Origin of the sequence: Methanosarcina soligelidi, from assembly GCF_000744315.1 — an archaeon.
GTDB lineage: Archaea > Halobacteriota > Methanosarcinia > Methanosarcinales > Methanosarcinaceae > Methanosarcina > Methanosarcina mazei.
Map to the genome: position 1 here is coordinate 2,498,566 of NZ_JQLR01000001.1, position 15,500 is coordinate 2,514,065.

A 15,500-nucleotide genomic window follows, 5' to 3' on the forward strand; every position below is an offset into this window, starting at 1 on the left:
TGGCAAGCATTCAAAGAGTGCTGCGTGACATTATCGGGCCCCATCTTATCAAAAAATGGAAAAACACCATAAAGGAAAATATTGTGTCTGTAGATGAAACAATGCTTCCGGAGGTTCTCAGGATTCAGGCAGAAGCATTTGACGGTAAGAATCAGGAAAGTCTTATAAAATACTCCAGAAAGTTGAGTAAGATCTTCTACGTGATTAAGAGTCAGGACAAAATTGCAGGTTACTGCGCATACTATCTAAAACCGGAATTTTCTTTAAAAGGACTGAAAAAAAAATCCGTAATTTATTCAATTGCAATCGGCAAAAAATTCCAGGGTAAAGGTTACGGAAGAAAACTTCTGGAAGAAAGCATAAAGGAAATGAAACTTAATGGAATATGCTCTGTCTTGCTGTATGTAAATGTAGAGAATACTCCCGCTATAAAATTATATGAAAAAATGGGTTTTGAGATTGTCCAGAAAACCGAAGATATATGCGGTCAGAGTGAAAAATGCTTTGTTATGGAACTGAAACTTGTTTGCTGATTTACCTTTATTTTCTAAGGCGATACTTTCCCGCACATGTCTCAAGTTCAGTGACATATTATAGTCTTAAATCCGTGGTTTTTTTACAGACTGAAGTCTTATCTGCTTTAACCTGAGGATATATTTAAATAAAATTTGGTTTCACATTCCAGTGTGTACCTAATTGACATCCTTATTCTTGTAGGCGGGCTACTGCTGCTTGTAAAAGGGGCAGATCTTTTTGTGACGTCCTCATCCTGGATTGCCAAAAGGTTCGGAGTCTCTGAGTTTATAATAGGGTTAACTCTTGTTTCGATAGGGACCTCCGTTCCCGAACTTGCCTCATCCCTTACCGCTTCCTTCGAACAGGCGAGCGGGATAGTTATAGGCAATGTACTCGGGTCAAATATAGCAAACATAGGACTCATAGTGAGCACGGCTGCCCTTCTTTCCAATGTAAAGACTGAAGAGTTAATGCTTAGAAGAGACGGCTATATAATGTTATTTTCAGTCTTTCTTTTTTTACTCTTTGTTGTGGATTTCAGGATTTCAAGGTTTGAAGCATTTATTTTTCTCCTGCTATACTTTGTTTATATCCTTTTCCTGCTTGACAAGGTAAAAAAGCACGATGAGGACATATACTTTAAAGATTTCATAACTTATTTTATAACTTTTGAGTATATTTCCGATCTGAAAACACTTTTTAAAATAGGTGTCAGAGAAAAAACAGATGAAAACAGCATAAATGTAGCCATTAAAGAGGGCTATGAAGTAACTGAAGGAAAAGATGAAAAGAGAGGCAAAAAGGGCGAGGATATCCTATCCGAAAATAAAACTCTCTCCGGTATTAAAGATGGACACGAAGCTGAGATTGTATATGAAACGGAAAGCCTTTCTGAAAGCAGCTTTTTAAAAGAGTTTACAAAACTGATCGCAAGCGGAATTGCCATAATAATCGGGGCAAAATACTTCATAGATAAGTCAATTTTTTTCGCTCTTCTTCTGGAAGTCCCTGAGACTATTATCGGTATAAGCCTTGTTGCAGTCGGGACTTCCCTGCCTGAGCTTATGGTAACAGTTTCTGCAGCCCGCAATGGTTATGCCAGCATAGCTCTCGGAAACGTTATAGGGTCAAATATTACGAACACCCTTTTAATCCTTGGATGTACCGGGCTTGTCCAGCCTCTCATGGTAACCGGAACAGCCGTGTATTATATCACCCCTTTTATGCTGGTTTTCAGCCTGCTGCTGCTCCTGTTTATTCGGACGGGCTGGAGAATCAAAAGGCATGAAGGGCTTATCCTTTTCCTTCTTTACTCCGGATTCATGGTTTTTATCTTCCGCCTCGGATAAGAGGCTGCCCTGAATCTGGTACCCTGCAGTGAACCGGATGATTGAAAAACAGAAAATATTGTTGAAAATATTTTTGTCCTGTTCCCATCAGGGACTTCTTATTTTATAGCCCTCATTTGCAAGGGCTTCTGATGCACGTTCCAGGTCTGTTTCCTTTACCAGGATGTAATCAGTATCGTAAGTTGAAATAGTAAATATGCTGATTCTTTTTTCAGCCAGTGCACTGCTGATTCCTGCAAGAATTCCTGTAAGCGCGAAGTCAAGGGGGCCCTCAACTTTCAGGCAGCTCCAGCCTCTTTCAGCCCGGATGCCGGAAGGAATGCTTGACTGAACACTGCTTTCCCGGAAGACGACTGAGAGTTCGTCGGGAGTTCGCGTAATTGAAAAGAAATCGCTCTCAAATACTTCTGAAGGCATTTTAGAGTCTTTTTCCAGCCTTAAAATGTTAAACCTGCCTTTAAGAACAATTAATGTGGGCTTTTTTTCTTCCATAAGGGGCTCCTTTTTTACTGACATTCTATTTCATATTTCTCTCAGTACTTATGGTTTCGGGGGCATCAGAACCATCTTTAGCATCAACTTTTAGACCAGGCTTTAATAAATACTCAGTTAAAATTGTTATTCGTCTTTTAATCCATTGTAGATTAAATTCATAGTCAATTTAGTCTACGGTCAATTAGATTCAGTGTCAATTAGATTCAGTGTCAATTAGATTCAGTGTCAATTAGATTCAGTGTCAATTAGATTCAGTGTCAATTAGATTCAGTGTCAATTAGATTCAGTGTCAATTAGATTCAGTGTCAATTAAATCCATGGTCAAACTTTTATCCTTGTCTTTCAAACATTGTTTTTAACCGGGGCTAGCTTAAATGGAACTGATGGATACTGGCTTACTTGAGACCCTTACAGAGATAGATGAATTTGTATGGGGTCCTCCTCTTCTTATTTTACTTGTTGGTACAGGAGTTTTCCTTACATGGCGCCTTGGATTGATTCAGGTTTTCAGGTTGCCTCTTGCACTCAGGTACGTCCTGAACTCGCGGAAAGCTGAAATCGAGGTTAAGGGAGATGTATCGAGTTTTGCCGCGCTCAGCACCGCGCTTTCCGCAACAATAGGGACAGGAAATATAGTTGGGGTTGCAACCGCTATAAAAGTGGGGGGTCCGGGGGCTCTTTTCTGGATGTTTCTTGCGGCTTTTTTCGGGATGGCGACCATGTACTCCGAGTCTCTCCTGGCGGTCAAATACAGGACTGTGGACGCAAACGGGCAGATGTCAGGAGGTCCCATGTATTATATCAAAAACGGGCTTGAGCACAAAAAATACAGCAGGGTTCTTGCCCCGCTTTTTGCTTTTTTCGGGGTAAACGTGGCGCTTTTCGGGATAGGAACTTTTCCACAGGTCAATGCTATTGTTGACTCTGCGAGAATCGCATTTAATATTCCCGAAGTCCTGAGCGCACTTGCCATAAGCCTGTTTGTAGCTTTTGTAACCCTTGGGGGGATCAGGAGGATTGCGGCTGTTGCCCAGCTTGTGGTTCCTTTTATGGCAATGGCTTACGTGCTGGGCTGCCTTGTGATTATCACGCTGAACCTTGAAAAAATCCCCGAAACCTTTGCCCTGATAGTAAGTTCGGCTTTTACAGGGACTGCAGCGAGGGGTGGCTTTCTTGGGGCGGGCGTGATGCTTGCAGTCAGGATGGGAATAGCAAGAGGTATCTTTTCAAATGAATCCGGTCTCGGGAGCGCTCCCATAGCAGCTGCAGCTGCAAAAGTAAAGGAACCGGCAAAGCAGGGCCTTATTTCCATGACAGGGACTTTCTTCGACACCATTGTTGTCTGCCTGATGACTGGAACAGTGCTTATCATGACAGATTCCTGGACAGAGGACCTCGCAGGGGTGTACATGACAAACTATGCCTTTTCAACATCACTTGCGGAAACCGGGGGCTATATCGTTACAGTCGGGCTCATGTTCTTTGCCTTTACAACAATTCTGGGGTGGAATTATTACGGGGAACGCTGTACGGAATTCCTCTTCGGCGTAAAAGGGATTCTTCCATACAAAATAATTTATATTCTTATCGTTTCCTCAGGTGCCTTCCTCACGCTTGACGTTATCTGGGTTCTGGCAGATATCGTAAACGGACTGATGGCAATTCCAAATCTGATAGCTCTCCTCGCGCTCAGGAAGGTTATCGCGGCAGAGACAGAACAGTATTTTGAAAAACTGAAGTTGAGAGGTCCAGAGCCGAAAAATTGAATTTCTGAGAGTCCTGGTAAGGAAAATATAGCCGGGAAAAATACAACCTGACACAGGTTGCAAACAGAGTGTAACGGTTATAAATCAGGTAAAGAGATTGTTACCTATAAATTTAAACAGATAAGGACTGTTAGCCATGAAGTTTACCTTTCCAGGAAGAGACCCGGGGATTTCGAAGGCGGGAAATACAGGATTCCATTTTGTAACTGTAATGCTGTTGATATTTATCCTCTTGACACCTCCGGCATCCGCGGCTGTAATCTCCGGAGACACCCACCTCAGGGTTGAAGTTGGAGAAATTACCCCAAATCCGGCAAGACCCGGAGAAGACCTGCTCATAAAAATCAATATTGAAAATACCGGAGACGAGCCTGCTGAAGATGTAATAATAGGGATTGAAGAACTTGCCCCTTTCACCTTCAAATACAGCACCTCAGGGGTTTACGGTTCCGGGACAAACACAGAACGTAATTTTCACATTGAACAGATAAGGCAGCGGTCGAAGATCGAATTGAATTTCCATTTCAATGTTGACTCCGGAGCCAGGTCAGGCATTCACCAGCTTGAATTTACTATCAAAGATGGCAGTGAAACAAGCTTTTCAAGAAGAATTCCCATCCGTGTGGAAGGAAACCCTGACCTTGTGCTTGTAGGCACGGAAATCTTTCCCATAAACGGGGAAAATTCCTCTTCCGGAGCCCTCGTACCCGGGGAAGAATTCTACCTCAGGACTGAAGTTAAAAATGCAGGGAACGGAAATGCAAAAAATGTCCGCATAATGCTGGACCTCAACAGTTCTTTACCAATGGTCCCTCTGCAGGACAATGTTTTTTTCATTGAAAACCTCAGTGCCGGAAGTTCAGAAAACCTGTCGTTCAAGCTCCTCCTGGGGAGCAATGCAGGCGTGCAGCCTTACAGGATCCCTCTACGCATAACCGCCTCAAACGAAGCTGAAACCCTTCAGATTAATAAATCCCAGGAAATAGGGGTAAATGTGCTGAATAGGGCAAAAATTAATATTGCAAGCCTTAAATTCGACCCTGAAATGCCTGAAAAAGGGCAGAAAGTTTCCATGATCCTCAGGCTTGAAAACGTTGGAGAAGGAGAAGCCCGTTTTGTAAAAGCCAGGCTTGAAGGGCTTAAAGGAAGCGGCAGCACAGATGCTTTTCTCGGAAGGCTTAATAAGGACGATGACGCCCCTGCAGTTTTTACCTTTATTCCTGAAAAGTCCGGAGAACAGAATGTTACCCTGCTTGTTGAATATGAGGACGATTTCGGAGAACACAGGCTCAGCGAGGATCTGACATTTAATGTTGTCAGAAAGGGCGACAGTGCTGTTCCGCTTATACTGGCTGCAGTTCTGGTTCTTGCAGTTGCGCTCTATTACCTGAAAAAGAAAGGTAAACTCTAAAGGTAAATCCTGTTTGATAAACGAAAAGAGGAAATCTCTGTAAACAAGTGAGGATGCCTATTATGCTTGAAAAGGCTAAAGTCTCCTTTTTTCTTGCCAGCCGTTCAATTACGCGAGGCAATAAAGGAATTACAATATTTACCGTCTTCGTCCTGACCCTGATATTTGTTCAGCTGGTGCTTTTCTCAAGTATGCTGGCAGGAGTTACGCTCAAGTTCAACGAACTCATGGTAAACTTCCAGACGGGTAATGTCGTAATAGAGCCAGAGGAGGAGGAACGCTATATAGAGGATGCATCAGCCCTACAGAAGAAAATAGAGAGCCTTCCAGAAGTTGTGGGGACTTCTGCCCGCCTTAAAACCACCGGAAACTTCCGTTATAAAGAAAAGGAAATTGGAGGTACGGTTTACGGGATTGACCCTGAGGATGAAGCCTTTGTGACAGGTGTTGAGGGTGCCGTAATAAGCGGGGAATTCCTTAGCAGGCCTGATAGCGGAGAGGTTATTCTGGGCAGGGAGGTCTCAGGAGGTTTTGATGCCCTGATGGAATCCAGGTCCCTGGGAGGTGTTGAGGTAGGAGACACTGTTGAACTCACAGTCAGCGGCAGGACGCGGGAATTCAGGGTAAAAGGAATCTATACAACTCTTTATTTCATGGCTGATGCAGGGGCATACATTAGCCGCGCAGATATGGAAGATATGCTGGATATAGAAGGCAGAGATTTTGCCCAGGAAATTGCTGTAAAAACTACCGCAGGCACGGACGAGTACGAGATCAGAAATGAACTCCTTTCCCTTGGGATAAGGGAAAATATTCGCACCTGGCATGAGTTTGCAGGTATCCTCCGCCTGATTGAAAACACTCTTGGCCTTGTAAGGAATATTATGAACGCAATAGGGCTTTTGATAGCTTTTGTGATCATTTTTGTAGTTATTTACGTTAACATAGTTAATAAAAAGAGGCAGATTGGGGTCCAGAAAGCAATAGGGATAGAGCAGAATGTGATTGTGACCTCCTTTGTTCTTCAGGCAATGCTTTATGCCGGTATAGGAGTCATACTTGGCTATGCTTTTGTACGTTTTGGACTGGTGCCTTATACTGTTTCAAATCCTGTCCAGATTCCTCTTGGTGCTATGAGTCTCAGGCTTGATGATGCCGAAGCTATAAACCGGGCAGTTCTTCTTTTCCTTGCCTCAATAATAGGCTCTGTTATTCCTGCTTATAAACTGGCTCAGAAAGACCTTCTTGACCTTATCTGGGGTAAGTAAGGAGGTGAGATAATGGTAAATGAAATGAAAAATGAAGTGAAAAATGAAATGAAGAGCGAAATCACAGGCGAGTCCAAAATAGTGACAAATACAACCGAGCCCGAGATTGAAGTAAAAACAGCCACTGAAGAAACTGGGGACATAATTATTGAAGGAACGGATATAGTCCGCACTTTCAAAATGGGAGAGGTGCAGGTCAGAGCTCTTAGAGGCGTAAGTGTAAAAATCCGGCGCGGAGAATTTGTTGCGATTATGGGCCCAAGCGGTTCCGGGAAAACAACTCTTTTAAATCAGCTTGGTCTTCTTGATACCCCTAATTCCGGGAAAGTCATTATAGATGAAATAGACACTTCTCGCATGTCTGATAAAGAAAAAGGCAAATTCCGCCTTCACAATCTGGGTTACGTTTTTCAGGACTATGCTCTCCTTCCGGAACTTGATGCTTCGGAAAATGTTTATATCTCCCTTATGATGCAGGGTAAAACAAAAGAAGAGTATGAAGCTGCTGCCGCTGAAATACTTAAAGCAGTCGGGCTCGGCGACCGCCTGCACCAGCTTCCTTCCAAGATGAGCGGCGGGCAGCAGCAGCGCGTTTCAATTGCCCGCGCCCTTGCCCATAACCCAAGAGTCCTTTTTGCAGACGAGCCCTGTGCCAATCTGGATTCTCAAACCTCAAAGGAAGTTCTGGATCTTTTCAAGAAGTTTAACAAAGAGAAGGGTCAGACAATAGTTATGGTCACACATGAAGAATGGCACGCTGCATACGCTGACAGGGTGATAAGGTTAAGGGATGGAGTTAATATTGAGTGAAAATTTTTGTTTTTATGTCTTTTTATAGTTCCTTCTTTTTTTTTGGAGGTCTGCCGGAAAACTCGCAGGAATATTTATTGAGCCTTTAATTCAGGTTTTTTCTTTCTTTTCTTCTTTTGATAGGGTACAGCCTGTTTAGCGGGCAAACTATCATACAAATTTCTAATTTTTTGGATCAGCAGGAGTAAAATTAATCTTTGGGGTGCCAAATTCAGAGATTATTTAGTAAATAAGTAATATAATTGACAGTGTGAAAAATGTGCTTCTATACAATTATATAGCTTTTTGATTATACAGGATATGGCAGGAGAGTAAAAGGAGGTAATTGCTGGGGAATTTACCTGCTTATTTATCTGTGAATTGACCGGATAGTTTTTACCATATTGTTACAAATTCATCAGAACTAAAAATAAATATTAGAAAAGTTTTATTAGTAACACCTGCAATATAATTACTAAAAATTACAAATGTGGTTCGAGATTATATGCTTGTAGTGCCTCTTCTGGATAAATATAAAAGCTACCTGACCTGGTCTTACCGTACGCTTGGGTTCTTTCAAACAGCCGGAAAGTTTGTGTTCTTATTCCTGCTGATGATTTTATTCAATATCTACGAACTCGCTTACTATATACCGGGCATGGAAAAACTGAGCACGTCTCAGACCTGCCTGGGCATTTACTGGTTTAATCTCGGTTTGATGGCTTCAGGGGCGCTCCTGCTTACTCTTCTTATCAGTCTGGTTTACAGGTTATTTGGCAAAGGAAACAGGTTTAACCTGATAAATCTGCTTGAAACCAGTTTTCCCGATCTCAGGACAAGACTGAGTACGGCATACGATAACAGCCAGAATATCAACATAGTTACAAAGAAACTGCTTGAGGATGTACACGTCCAGCTTTCAGGCATCAGGATAAGAAGTATAGTCCCGAAAAAGCAGATTTTCAGGTCGTGTCTGGTGTTTCTTCTGGTTTCGGGACTTGCCACTTTCTGTATCTATGAAGGTTTCAGCTTCAATATCTCTCCTGGCAAATTGATCGATGATTTCTGGGATAATCTTCACAATATGAACGCCAGAGCGGCTTATGAAGATGATGAAAAAGTCGTCCCGGATTCCAGGTATAAAATAGAGGCTGTCATCATAAAGAATGGTGAACAGGTTGAAATGAAAATCAACCCCACCCTGAGGCTTGGGTTCACAAGCCAGATCGACGCGGATACGGAACAAAAATTCAACGCTAGTTCAGACAGTTTTAATGAAAATTTCAGGTACAGCCAGACTTATTCCGAAAACCTGCCCGAAGAGTACGAGCCCCTGATTAAACAGTATTTTGAGGAGCTTTCATCCAGATAAACTCCTTCAAAGCATCAGGTGTACTCAGATTTTCAGCAAATTCATGATTTTAGTAGAAATAGTGGAGTGGCAAAATGCAACAATTACAGGAAATCCAGCTTGAAGATTCTGAACTTAATTTAAAACCCGCTTATGAAAAAGCCCCCCAGATTTTTGAAGTTATTTTCAGAGAGATAGGCAATTCAATTGTCGGTCAGAAAGAAATGATCCGGCAGATCCTGATAGCAATGCTGTGTGAAGGGCACGTCCTTGTAGAAAGCAATCCCGGGCTTGGCAAAACCCTCACTATCTCCACTATTTCTCAGATCATGAGCATGAGGTTCAGCAGGATCCAGTGCACTCCTGACCTTATGCCCGCAGACATCACAGGAACGGATATTATAGAAGAAGATGAAAGAGGCTCAAAACACTTTAAATTCAAGCAGGGTCCTGTTTTTGCAAACATCGTGCTTGCGGATGAAATAAACCGTGCCTCTCCCAAAACACAGTCTGCACTTCTCGAAGCCATGCAGGAAAAACAGGTTACTGTGGCAAATACCACGTACACACTTGATAAACCTTTCTTTATCCTTGCTACCCAGAACCCCATAGAAATGGAAGGGACATATGCCCTGCCAGAAGCCCAGCTTGACAGGTTTCTTATGAAGATACGCCTGGATTATCCTGACCCCGATGAAGAGTTCGAGATTGTGAACCGTTATGCAGAAGCTTTCAGGCCATCTGTAAGAAAATGCATCGAAAAACAGATCTTTATCGAACTTCAGCAGATAACCCGCAGGATTCCTATTTCCAATAAACTCAAAAAATATGCAATTGATATCGTGAACCAGACACGAAAGATGCCTGATATGATAGAAGCAGGCGCATCCCCCCGTGCTTCAATTGCTCTGATCCTGTGTGCAAAAGCAAACGCGTTTATCGATGGCAGAGGGTATGTTGATAAAGGAGATATTGATGCCATGGCGCTTCCTGTCCTCCGCCACAGGGTGATTCTATCTTTTGATGCTGCAAGAAACAACATCACGAGTGATAAAATTATACAGAAAATCTTGGAGGACAGAAAAACAATTATCTGATTCAGCCAGCGGAAAAAATGGCTGGAGGCAGTGATTAGACATGGCTGGCGCAAAACATATAATTGACACCTCATTCCTGACCCAACTTGATAGATATGCAATCCCGCTCAGCAGGAGAGTTACAGCAGTCCATACTGGCAGCCACCAGTCAACAAGAACGGGAGCAGGACTTGACATTATTGACCACAGGAAGTACAACCAGGGTGATTCTTTAAAAAGAATAGACTGGAACCTTTACGCCCGCACGGAAAAGCTCTATATACGCAGGTTTGAAGAGGACAAAAACCTTAACATGGTCATACTGCTTGACGCAAGCAGCAGCATGCTTTTTCCGGATAACACTCCAAACAAGTTTGAGTATGCAGCAACAGTAGCTGCGGGAGTTTCTTACATTGTAATGAAACACAACGATGTGTATACCATTGCAACATTTGCAGATGATGTTGACTACACAAAATCGCATAAAGGAAGGGACGACTTCCTGCGGACAATAGATAACCTGACCCGGATTCCGGTAAGCGGAACCACAAAACTCGCAGATTGTGCCGACTCGATATACCCGAGAATAAAATCGAAATCAATGGTTCTTATTATGTCGGATTTTCTGGACAACCTTGATTCGGTCCAGAAGGCGGTTAACAGGCTGTCCAGGCACGAGCTTGTAATTGTGCACATTTATGATGAGAACGAGATAAACCTTCCTGAATCCGTGGACGGGACAGTAAAGTTTATTGACAGCGAAACAGGCGAAGAAATCAGTTTTACAGTGGGAGCTGGATTTAAAAAAGAATATGCCTCCGAATATTCAAAGCATATGGCTGAACTGGAGAAAATTGCATACGATTTTAAAATCCCTTACTTCCGGGTCAGCATAAAAAACGAGCCTTTTGATACTGTTCTAAAAATCATAGGTGAAGGGTGATCCTGCCCATGGACTTTGAATTCTCTCAGGGTCTTGCTGCGCTTGCAGGGATAATTCCCCTTACGATCATATACCTGCTCAGGCCCCGCCCGAAAAACATCATTCTGCCTTCCCTTATGTTTGTCAGGCGGATAAGCCAGAACCTGCTCGATTCCAGGCGCACTCTCAGTAAAAGAATAACTGACCCCTTATTTTACCTGCAGCTGCTTGCTCTTATTTTTCTGTCAATAGCAATAGCCGGTCCGCTTATAGAGGATGTTAATGCAGATGCTCAAAAGGTAGTAATCATAATGGATTCGTCTGCGAGCATGTCGGCTCCTGACCGCATTAATGAGGCGAAGTCAATAGCAATAGAGTGCCTGGGCCAGGAAAATACGATTACTGCTGCGGAAAGCATTCCCGTATTGCTTGCAAAATCTCTGAGCGCGAAAGATGCTGAAACAGTAATTGATGGAATGGAGGCAGAACATACTCCTTCAGATATTCCGAGGGCCATTCTGACAGCTATAAATGAAAAAGAGAACGAGTATGGGAAAATTGTGGTTATATCCGATTTTGAGACCTGGGAAGGAAGGGCTCCTGAGACATATATAAGAATCGCAAACACGAAAAACATGGAGCTTGAATTCAGGCAGGTGGGCAATAAAACTGCCAATTATGCAATTGTAGACGGTTATTTGAAAGACAGCAATGACGGGACATATGAATACACATGCACTATCAGAAACTTTAATGATGAAAGTGTAAAACTTGATGTCCTGATGGAGAGCGGCTCTGATTCCGGTTCCGGTACAAAAGTCAGCAACTCCGTACAGCTTGCAGAGTACGGGTCGCAGCAGATAAAGTTCTCAAAAATCCCTCAGGGAATATCAACTGTCAAAATCCTGAATGAAGATGCAATACCCTGCGATAACATTGCCTGCATTTCAATTCCTGAGATCAAGCCCAAAAAAATCCTGGTGTTGACGGACAGCGATCAGGCTATCAGCAGATCCCCCCTGATAACGGCAATTTCTCTGCTTCCTGATATTGATGTTGATGTGCGGAAGGATCTCCCGGAGAAACTTGCAGACTACGATACCATAGTTGTTAACTCCAGATACAAACCTCTACCTTCCCATACTGTCAAAGAAATCGTAACCTCCGCAAAAAATGGGAAAGACCTGATTGTTATAGGAAACGAATGCCTGTACAATTCTTCAGCAATGCACGGGCTTTATTCCGTTCTTCCTGTGGATATCAAATCAGTGGATAAAGAAGGCAGCCACACAATAGAGACTGTGGGAAGTGGGAAAAATATTTTTGATGACGTTTCGTTCAGCGAGGTTTATCTTCGAAAACTCCTTGTTACTATCCCGAAAAAGGATGCTGCAGTCCTGGTAGAGGCTGGGGAAGCAGGGCCTCTTGTTTGCATGCATAATATAAACGAAGGGACAGTAACCTACATCGGGTTCAGCGATACGATAGAAACCGATGCATGGAACAATTTCGCCACCACCCCTACCTACCCTGTGTTCTGGGTGAAACTCCTCAGGTACATGTGGGGAATTGAGGATATAAGCGAAACAAATGTTAACACGGGAAAGTATCAGGCATTTGACCAGACTATCAAAATCAAAACACCCAGTGATACTATAAGCAGTGATTTCGTCTATTTTGACGAATGCGGACTGTACGGGCTAAACCAGAAAACCATTGCGGTAAATCTGTACGATTCCGCTGAGTCAAATACCTTTACGGAAAAAAGGCAGAACCTGACAGGTAAGAACGGAGCGATCCAGAAAGAGGACCTTCACACGGTTTCCCCTGACAGGTCCAGGAAATACCTTATTTATCTCTTACTGCTGCTCCTCATAGTTGAAAGTGCGGTTATGTTAAGGAGAGGGATCATATGACCTTTGATCTTCCCTATGGTTTTAATTTTTTACACCTGAATGAACTGACGCTACTTATCCCTCTTGCCTTTCTTGTGTTTCTGGGGTTATGGAGAAAAATCAACAGAAGACATCTGTTTGTCCATTCCCTTGTGATCTTTCTCCTTATCCTGGCTCTTGCTGCACCTTATTCTGTGGAGATCAGTTCCCCAGAGACCAGCCAGTCCAGAATAACCATAATCTCTGACGAGAGTGTCAGTATGGACCTGCTGGAAAAAGGTGTGTCCAGAGAGCTTGCAGATGACCTCAATACCAGAATCCCTGTTACGGTTACAACGATTTCAGGGATACATACATCCCTTGGAGATGCTATCGTCCAGCAGGCTTCGCCTGACAACTACGTGCTTTTGGTTTCTGACGGGCAGAGCAATTCAGGGATGCCAGTCGAGGAAGCTCTCTCTTATTGTTATAAGAATAATTTCCCTGTTTCCGCTCTTATCCCCAAGACCGTTAAAGAAGACCTGAGTGTGGAGATTGAAGGCGAAAACGAGGCTGTAATAGATAATAAGGCATTTTTTAAGGTCAATATCCGGAAATCAGTTGAAGATAAAATGAGTTACCGGGTAAGAGTTACAGTCGACCACCAGAAAGTGATGGAGAGGGAAATTACCCAGACCGGAAGAATTGAAAGCATGGAGTTCAATCACACATTTGAAACGCTTGGGCCTCACACGGTAAAGGCAACCCTTCACCCGGCAAGCATCAGTGTTAAAAACCTGGATTATTTTGAAAATAATAACCAGTATATGAAAAGCATATACGTAACTCCCAAACCAGAAGTCCTTCTTGTTACAGATGAGCCTGACTCTCCTCTTGCAGGCATGATGAAGGAGATCTATGACGTAAGGGTTTCAGGGTCATTTGGCTCTCTGAACCGTACGGATGCTGTAATAATTGACAACCAGGCTGCATCGACAATTTCTGATGCGGAAACCAGAACCCTCCGAGATTATATCATTAACGGAGGCGGCATGGTGGTTGTAGGAGGAGGTTCTTCTTTTGATTTCCCCGCAGACGATACATACCAGGGCACCAGATTTGAGGAGCTCCTCCCTGTTAGCTCAGAGCCTTCCAGCTGGCGAGGGGGCAGAAACGTTGTCCTGATGCTTGACGTTTCCCCAAGCACTTTGCAGAGCAACGGTATTGGAGGGAGGATTCTTGATGATATCCTATCCAATGCAATTGTCCTCCTGGAAAGTGATCTCCTTCTGGACGCAAGAGTCGATGTAATAACTTTCGGGAGCAAAGGGCAGGACATATCAAACGGGTTTGTGGATATGTCAAAAGAGTCCAATAGACTGTGGCTTGATGCAGAAATCCGCAAAATATCTCCCACAGGGGACTCAACATCTCTTGAGAGAGGGCTTATGACCGCACGAACACTGCTTAAAGAGCAGAACAGCAGTGCAGAAGCTGAGATTATAATCGTATCTGACGGAGGAATAGGCAACGTAGCTGAGGGAGACCTGAGGTTCGAACGGGCAGTCCAGTCTGCCGAGAATCTTCATGATAACGGTGGCATTGGTATTCACTTTGTTCATATACATGCTCCCAGGACTACCCAGCAGGTTACTTCCAAAGGCCAGTATTATGCCGAACTTTTCATGAACAAGATCGGCCTGTCGGAAAACTACAACAGGATAGAGCCCGGTGAGAGGATTAAAGTAAGCTTCTCTGAAGATCCCGAAGAATCAGAAAACCGTGAAGACGAATATTCCAGCGGATCAATTGTTGTTTATGACCCGAAGCACTTCATCACCCGGAACATTTCTGACGTGCAGCACGATATTCTCGGGTACAATGAGGTTACTCCCAGGCCCGAAGCAAACCGCCTGGTTATAACAAGGCTGGGTAAACCGATAATTACTGTCTGGAGGCTCGGGCTTGGCAGGGTTGCTGCGATTACAACAGATAACGGAAAAGGACATGGTGTCCCCTGGGCAGCTTCCATATACTCGGGAAACGACAGCCTGATAATTACCCGGACCCTGAACTGGGCAGTTGCGGATACAGAGATGTCCGAAGGCATCCAGCTTGATGTTCCTGACCTTAAAATGGGCCAGCCTGGCAGAATCCTTATTACAACAGGAAAAAAAGGGACGCCTGAGCTTTATTTTGACAAAAAACCTATGGAAATAACATCCATAGGAAACAATATGTATGAATCATATGTTACAGCCGATACTTTCGGGCTTCATAAAATATCGGAGACTCCTGTAGAAGCAAACCTGACAGAGGAGTTAATGTCTGAAAACACCGGTGTTAAAAACGTATCCTGGAGACCTGCAGCTGTAAACTGTCCGGATGAATACATGTATACTGGAGAAAATGTCCTTTTCAGGACGGCAATACTCGAAAACGGCGGAAAAGTCTATACTAAAGGGGATGTTAACTCAAAGATAATAGAAGATGCTTTAACCAGTACAAAGAAAAAAATCCTGACAAGGGTTTTTTATACAAAATATTTCCTTGTACTGGCTTTTCTGATATACCTGTTTTATACCCTGCACCACACGTATAATACACGCATGAAATAACTCTGAAAATTGATCCAGCTTCTCAAGAAATTGATCCCGAAGTTTGAATAAAGATGTTTGTTATA

At 43.3% G+C, this 15,500-nt stretch carries 12 protein-coding genes; 11 read left to right on the plus strand and 1 reads right to left on the minus strand.

Annotated elements, in window-relative coordinates; all coding sequences use genetic code 11:
• Positions 1–17: 17 nt before the first annotated feature.
• Both M886_RS10920 and M886_RS10925 read left to right on the plus strand, forming a co-directional pair.
• On the plus strand, positions 18–533 hold the full coding sequence (locus M886_RS10920; RefSeq protein ID WP_048036374.1) for a GNAT family N-acetyltransferase: 516 nt from the start codon (positions 18–20) through the stop codon (positions 531–533).
• Between the two features lie 153 nt (positions 534–686).
• Positions 687–1,865 (plus strand): calcium/sodium antiporter, encoded by a 1,179-nt coding sequence (locus M886_RS10925; protein WP_048036372.1) that lies wholly within the window; start codon positions 687–689, stop codon positions 1,863–1,865.
• Between the two features lie 87 nt (positions 1,866–1,952).
• Here M886_RS10925 and M886_RS10930 read toward each other — a convergent pair whose 3' ends face one another.
• Entirely contained in the window at positions 1,953–2,357 is a 405-nt protein-coding gene (locus M886_RS10930) for an ACT domain-containing protein (protein ID WP_048051715.1), read from the minus strand.
• 377 nt (positions 2,358–2,734) lie between these two features.
• Between M886_RS10930 and M886_RS10935 the strand changes: the two genes are divergently transcribed.
• From M886_RS10935 to M886_RS10975, 9 genes are all read left to right on the plus strand, one after another.
• A complete protein-coding gene (locus M886_RS10935) occupies positions 2,735–4,126 on the plus strand; it encodes an alanine/glycine:cation symporter family protein (RefSeq protein ID WP_048051171.1) in 1,392 nt (463 codons plus the stop codon).
• A 136-nt stretch (positions 4,127–4,262) separates the two neighbouring features.
• Positions 4,263–5,537: a COG1361 S-layer family protein gene (locus M886_RS10940; protein ID WP_015412715.1), complete on the plus strand. Its 1,275-nt coding sequence runs from the start codon at positions 4,263–4,265 to the stop codon at positions 5,535–5,537.
• A 62-nt stretch (positions 5,538–5,599) separates the two neighbouring features.
• The gene (locus M886_RS10945; protein ID WP_011034575.1) at positions 5,600–6,805 is read left to right on the plus strand and encodes an ABC transporter permease; all 1,206 of its coding nucleotides are present in this window, start codon (positions 5,600–5,602) and stop codon (positions 6,803–6,805) included.
• Positions 6,806–6,817: 12 nt separating this feature from the next.
• Positions 6,818–7,615, plus strand: a complete 798-nt coding sequence (locus tag M886_RS10950) for an ABC transporter ATP-binding protein (protein ID WP_011034576.1) — start codon at positions 6,818–6,820, stop codon at positions 7,613–7,615.
• 469 nt (positions 7,616–8,084) lie between these two features.
• A complete protein-coding gene (locus tag M886_RS10955; protein ID WP_235203935.1) occupies positions 8,085–8,966 on the plus strand; it encodes a DUF7502 family protein in 882 nt (293 codons plus the stop codon).
• A 74-nt stretch (positions 8,967–9,040) separates the two neighbouring features.
• Positions 9,041–10,042 carry an AAA family ATPase gene (locus M886_RS10960; RefSeq protein WP_048051173.1) on the plus strand — a complete coding sequence of 334 codons (1,002 nt, stop codon included), beginning with the start codon at positions 9,041–9,043 and terminating at the stop codon, positions 10,040–10,042.
• Between the two features lie 40 nt (positions 10,043–10,082).
• Positions 10,083–10,964, plus strand: a complete 882-nt coding sequence (locus tag M886_RS10965; protein ID WP_015412719.1) for a DUF58 domain-containing protein — start codon at positions 10,083–10,085, stop codon at positions 10,962–10,964.
• Between the two features lie 8 nt (positions 10,965–10,972).
• Positions 10,973–12,859, plus strand: coding sequence for a vWA domain-containing protein (locus M886_RS10970; RefSeq protein ID WP_048051174.1), 1,887 nt, complete (start codon positions 10,973–10,975; stop codon positions 12,857–12,859).
• The gene (locus M886_RS10975; protein ID WP_048051175.1) at positions 12,856–15,435 is read left to right on the plus strand and encodes a vWA domain-containing protein; all 2,580 of its coding nucleotides are present in this window, start codon (positions 12,856–12,858) and stop codon (positions 15,433–15,435) included. The genes M886_RS10970 and M886_RS10975 overlap by 4 nt, the downstream gene beginning before the upstream one ends.
• Positions 15,436–15,500 lie beyond the last annotated feature (65 nt).

Bases quoted from the DNA above. Each gene is read 5' to 3' on its own strand.
- M886_RS10930 (WP_048051715.1), bottom strand. From the start codon at position 2,357: ATGGAAGAAAAAAAGCCCACATTAATTGTTCTTAAAGGCAGGTTTAAC.
- M886_RS10935 (WP_048051171.1), top strand. From the start codon at position 2,735: ATGGAACTGATGGATACTGGCTTACTTGAGACCCTTACAGAGATAGAT.
- M886_RS10940 (WP_015412715.1), top strand. From the start codon at position 4,263: ATGAAGTTTACCTTTCCAGGAAGAGACCCGGGGATTTCGAAGGCGGGA.
- M886_RS10945 (WP_011034575.1), top strand. From the start codon at position 5,600: ATGCTTGAAAAGGCTAAAGTCTCCTTTTTTCTTGCCAGCCGTTCAATT.
- M886_RS10950 (WP_011034576.1), top strand. From the start codon at position 6,818: ATGGTAAATGAAATGAAAAATGAAGTGAAAAATGAAATGAAGAGCGAA.
- M886_RS10960 (WP_048051173.1), top strand. From the start codon at position 9,041: ATGCAACAATTACAGGAAATCCAGCTTGAAGATTCTGAACTTAATTTA.
- M886_RS10965 (WP_015412719.1), top strand. From the start codon at position 10,083: ATGGCTGGCGCAAAACATATAATTGACACCTCATTCCTGACCCAACTT.
- M886_RS10970 (WP_048051174.1), top strand. From the start codon at position 10,973: ATGGACTTTGAATTCTCTCAGGGTCTTGCTGCGCTTGCAGGGATAATT.
- M886_RS10975 (WP_048051175.1), top strand. From the start codon at position 12,856: ATGACCTTTGATCTTCCCTATGGTTTTAATTTTTTACACCTGAATGAA.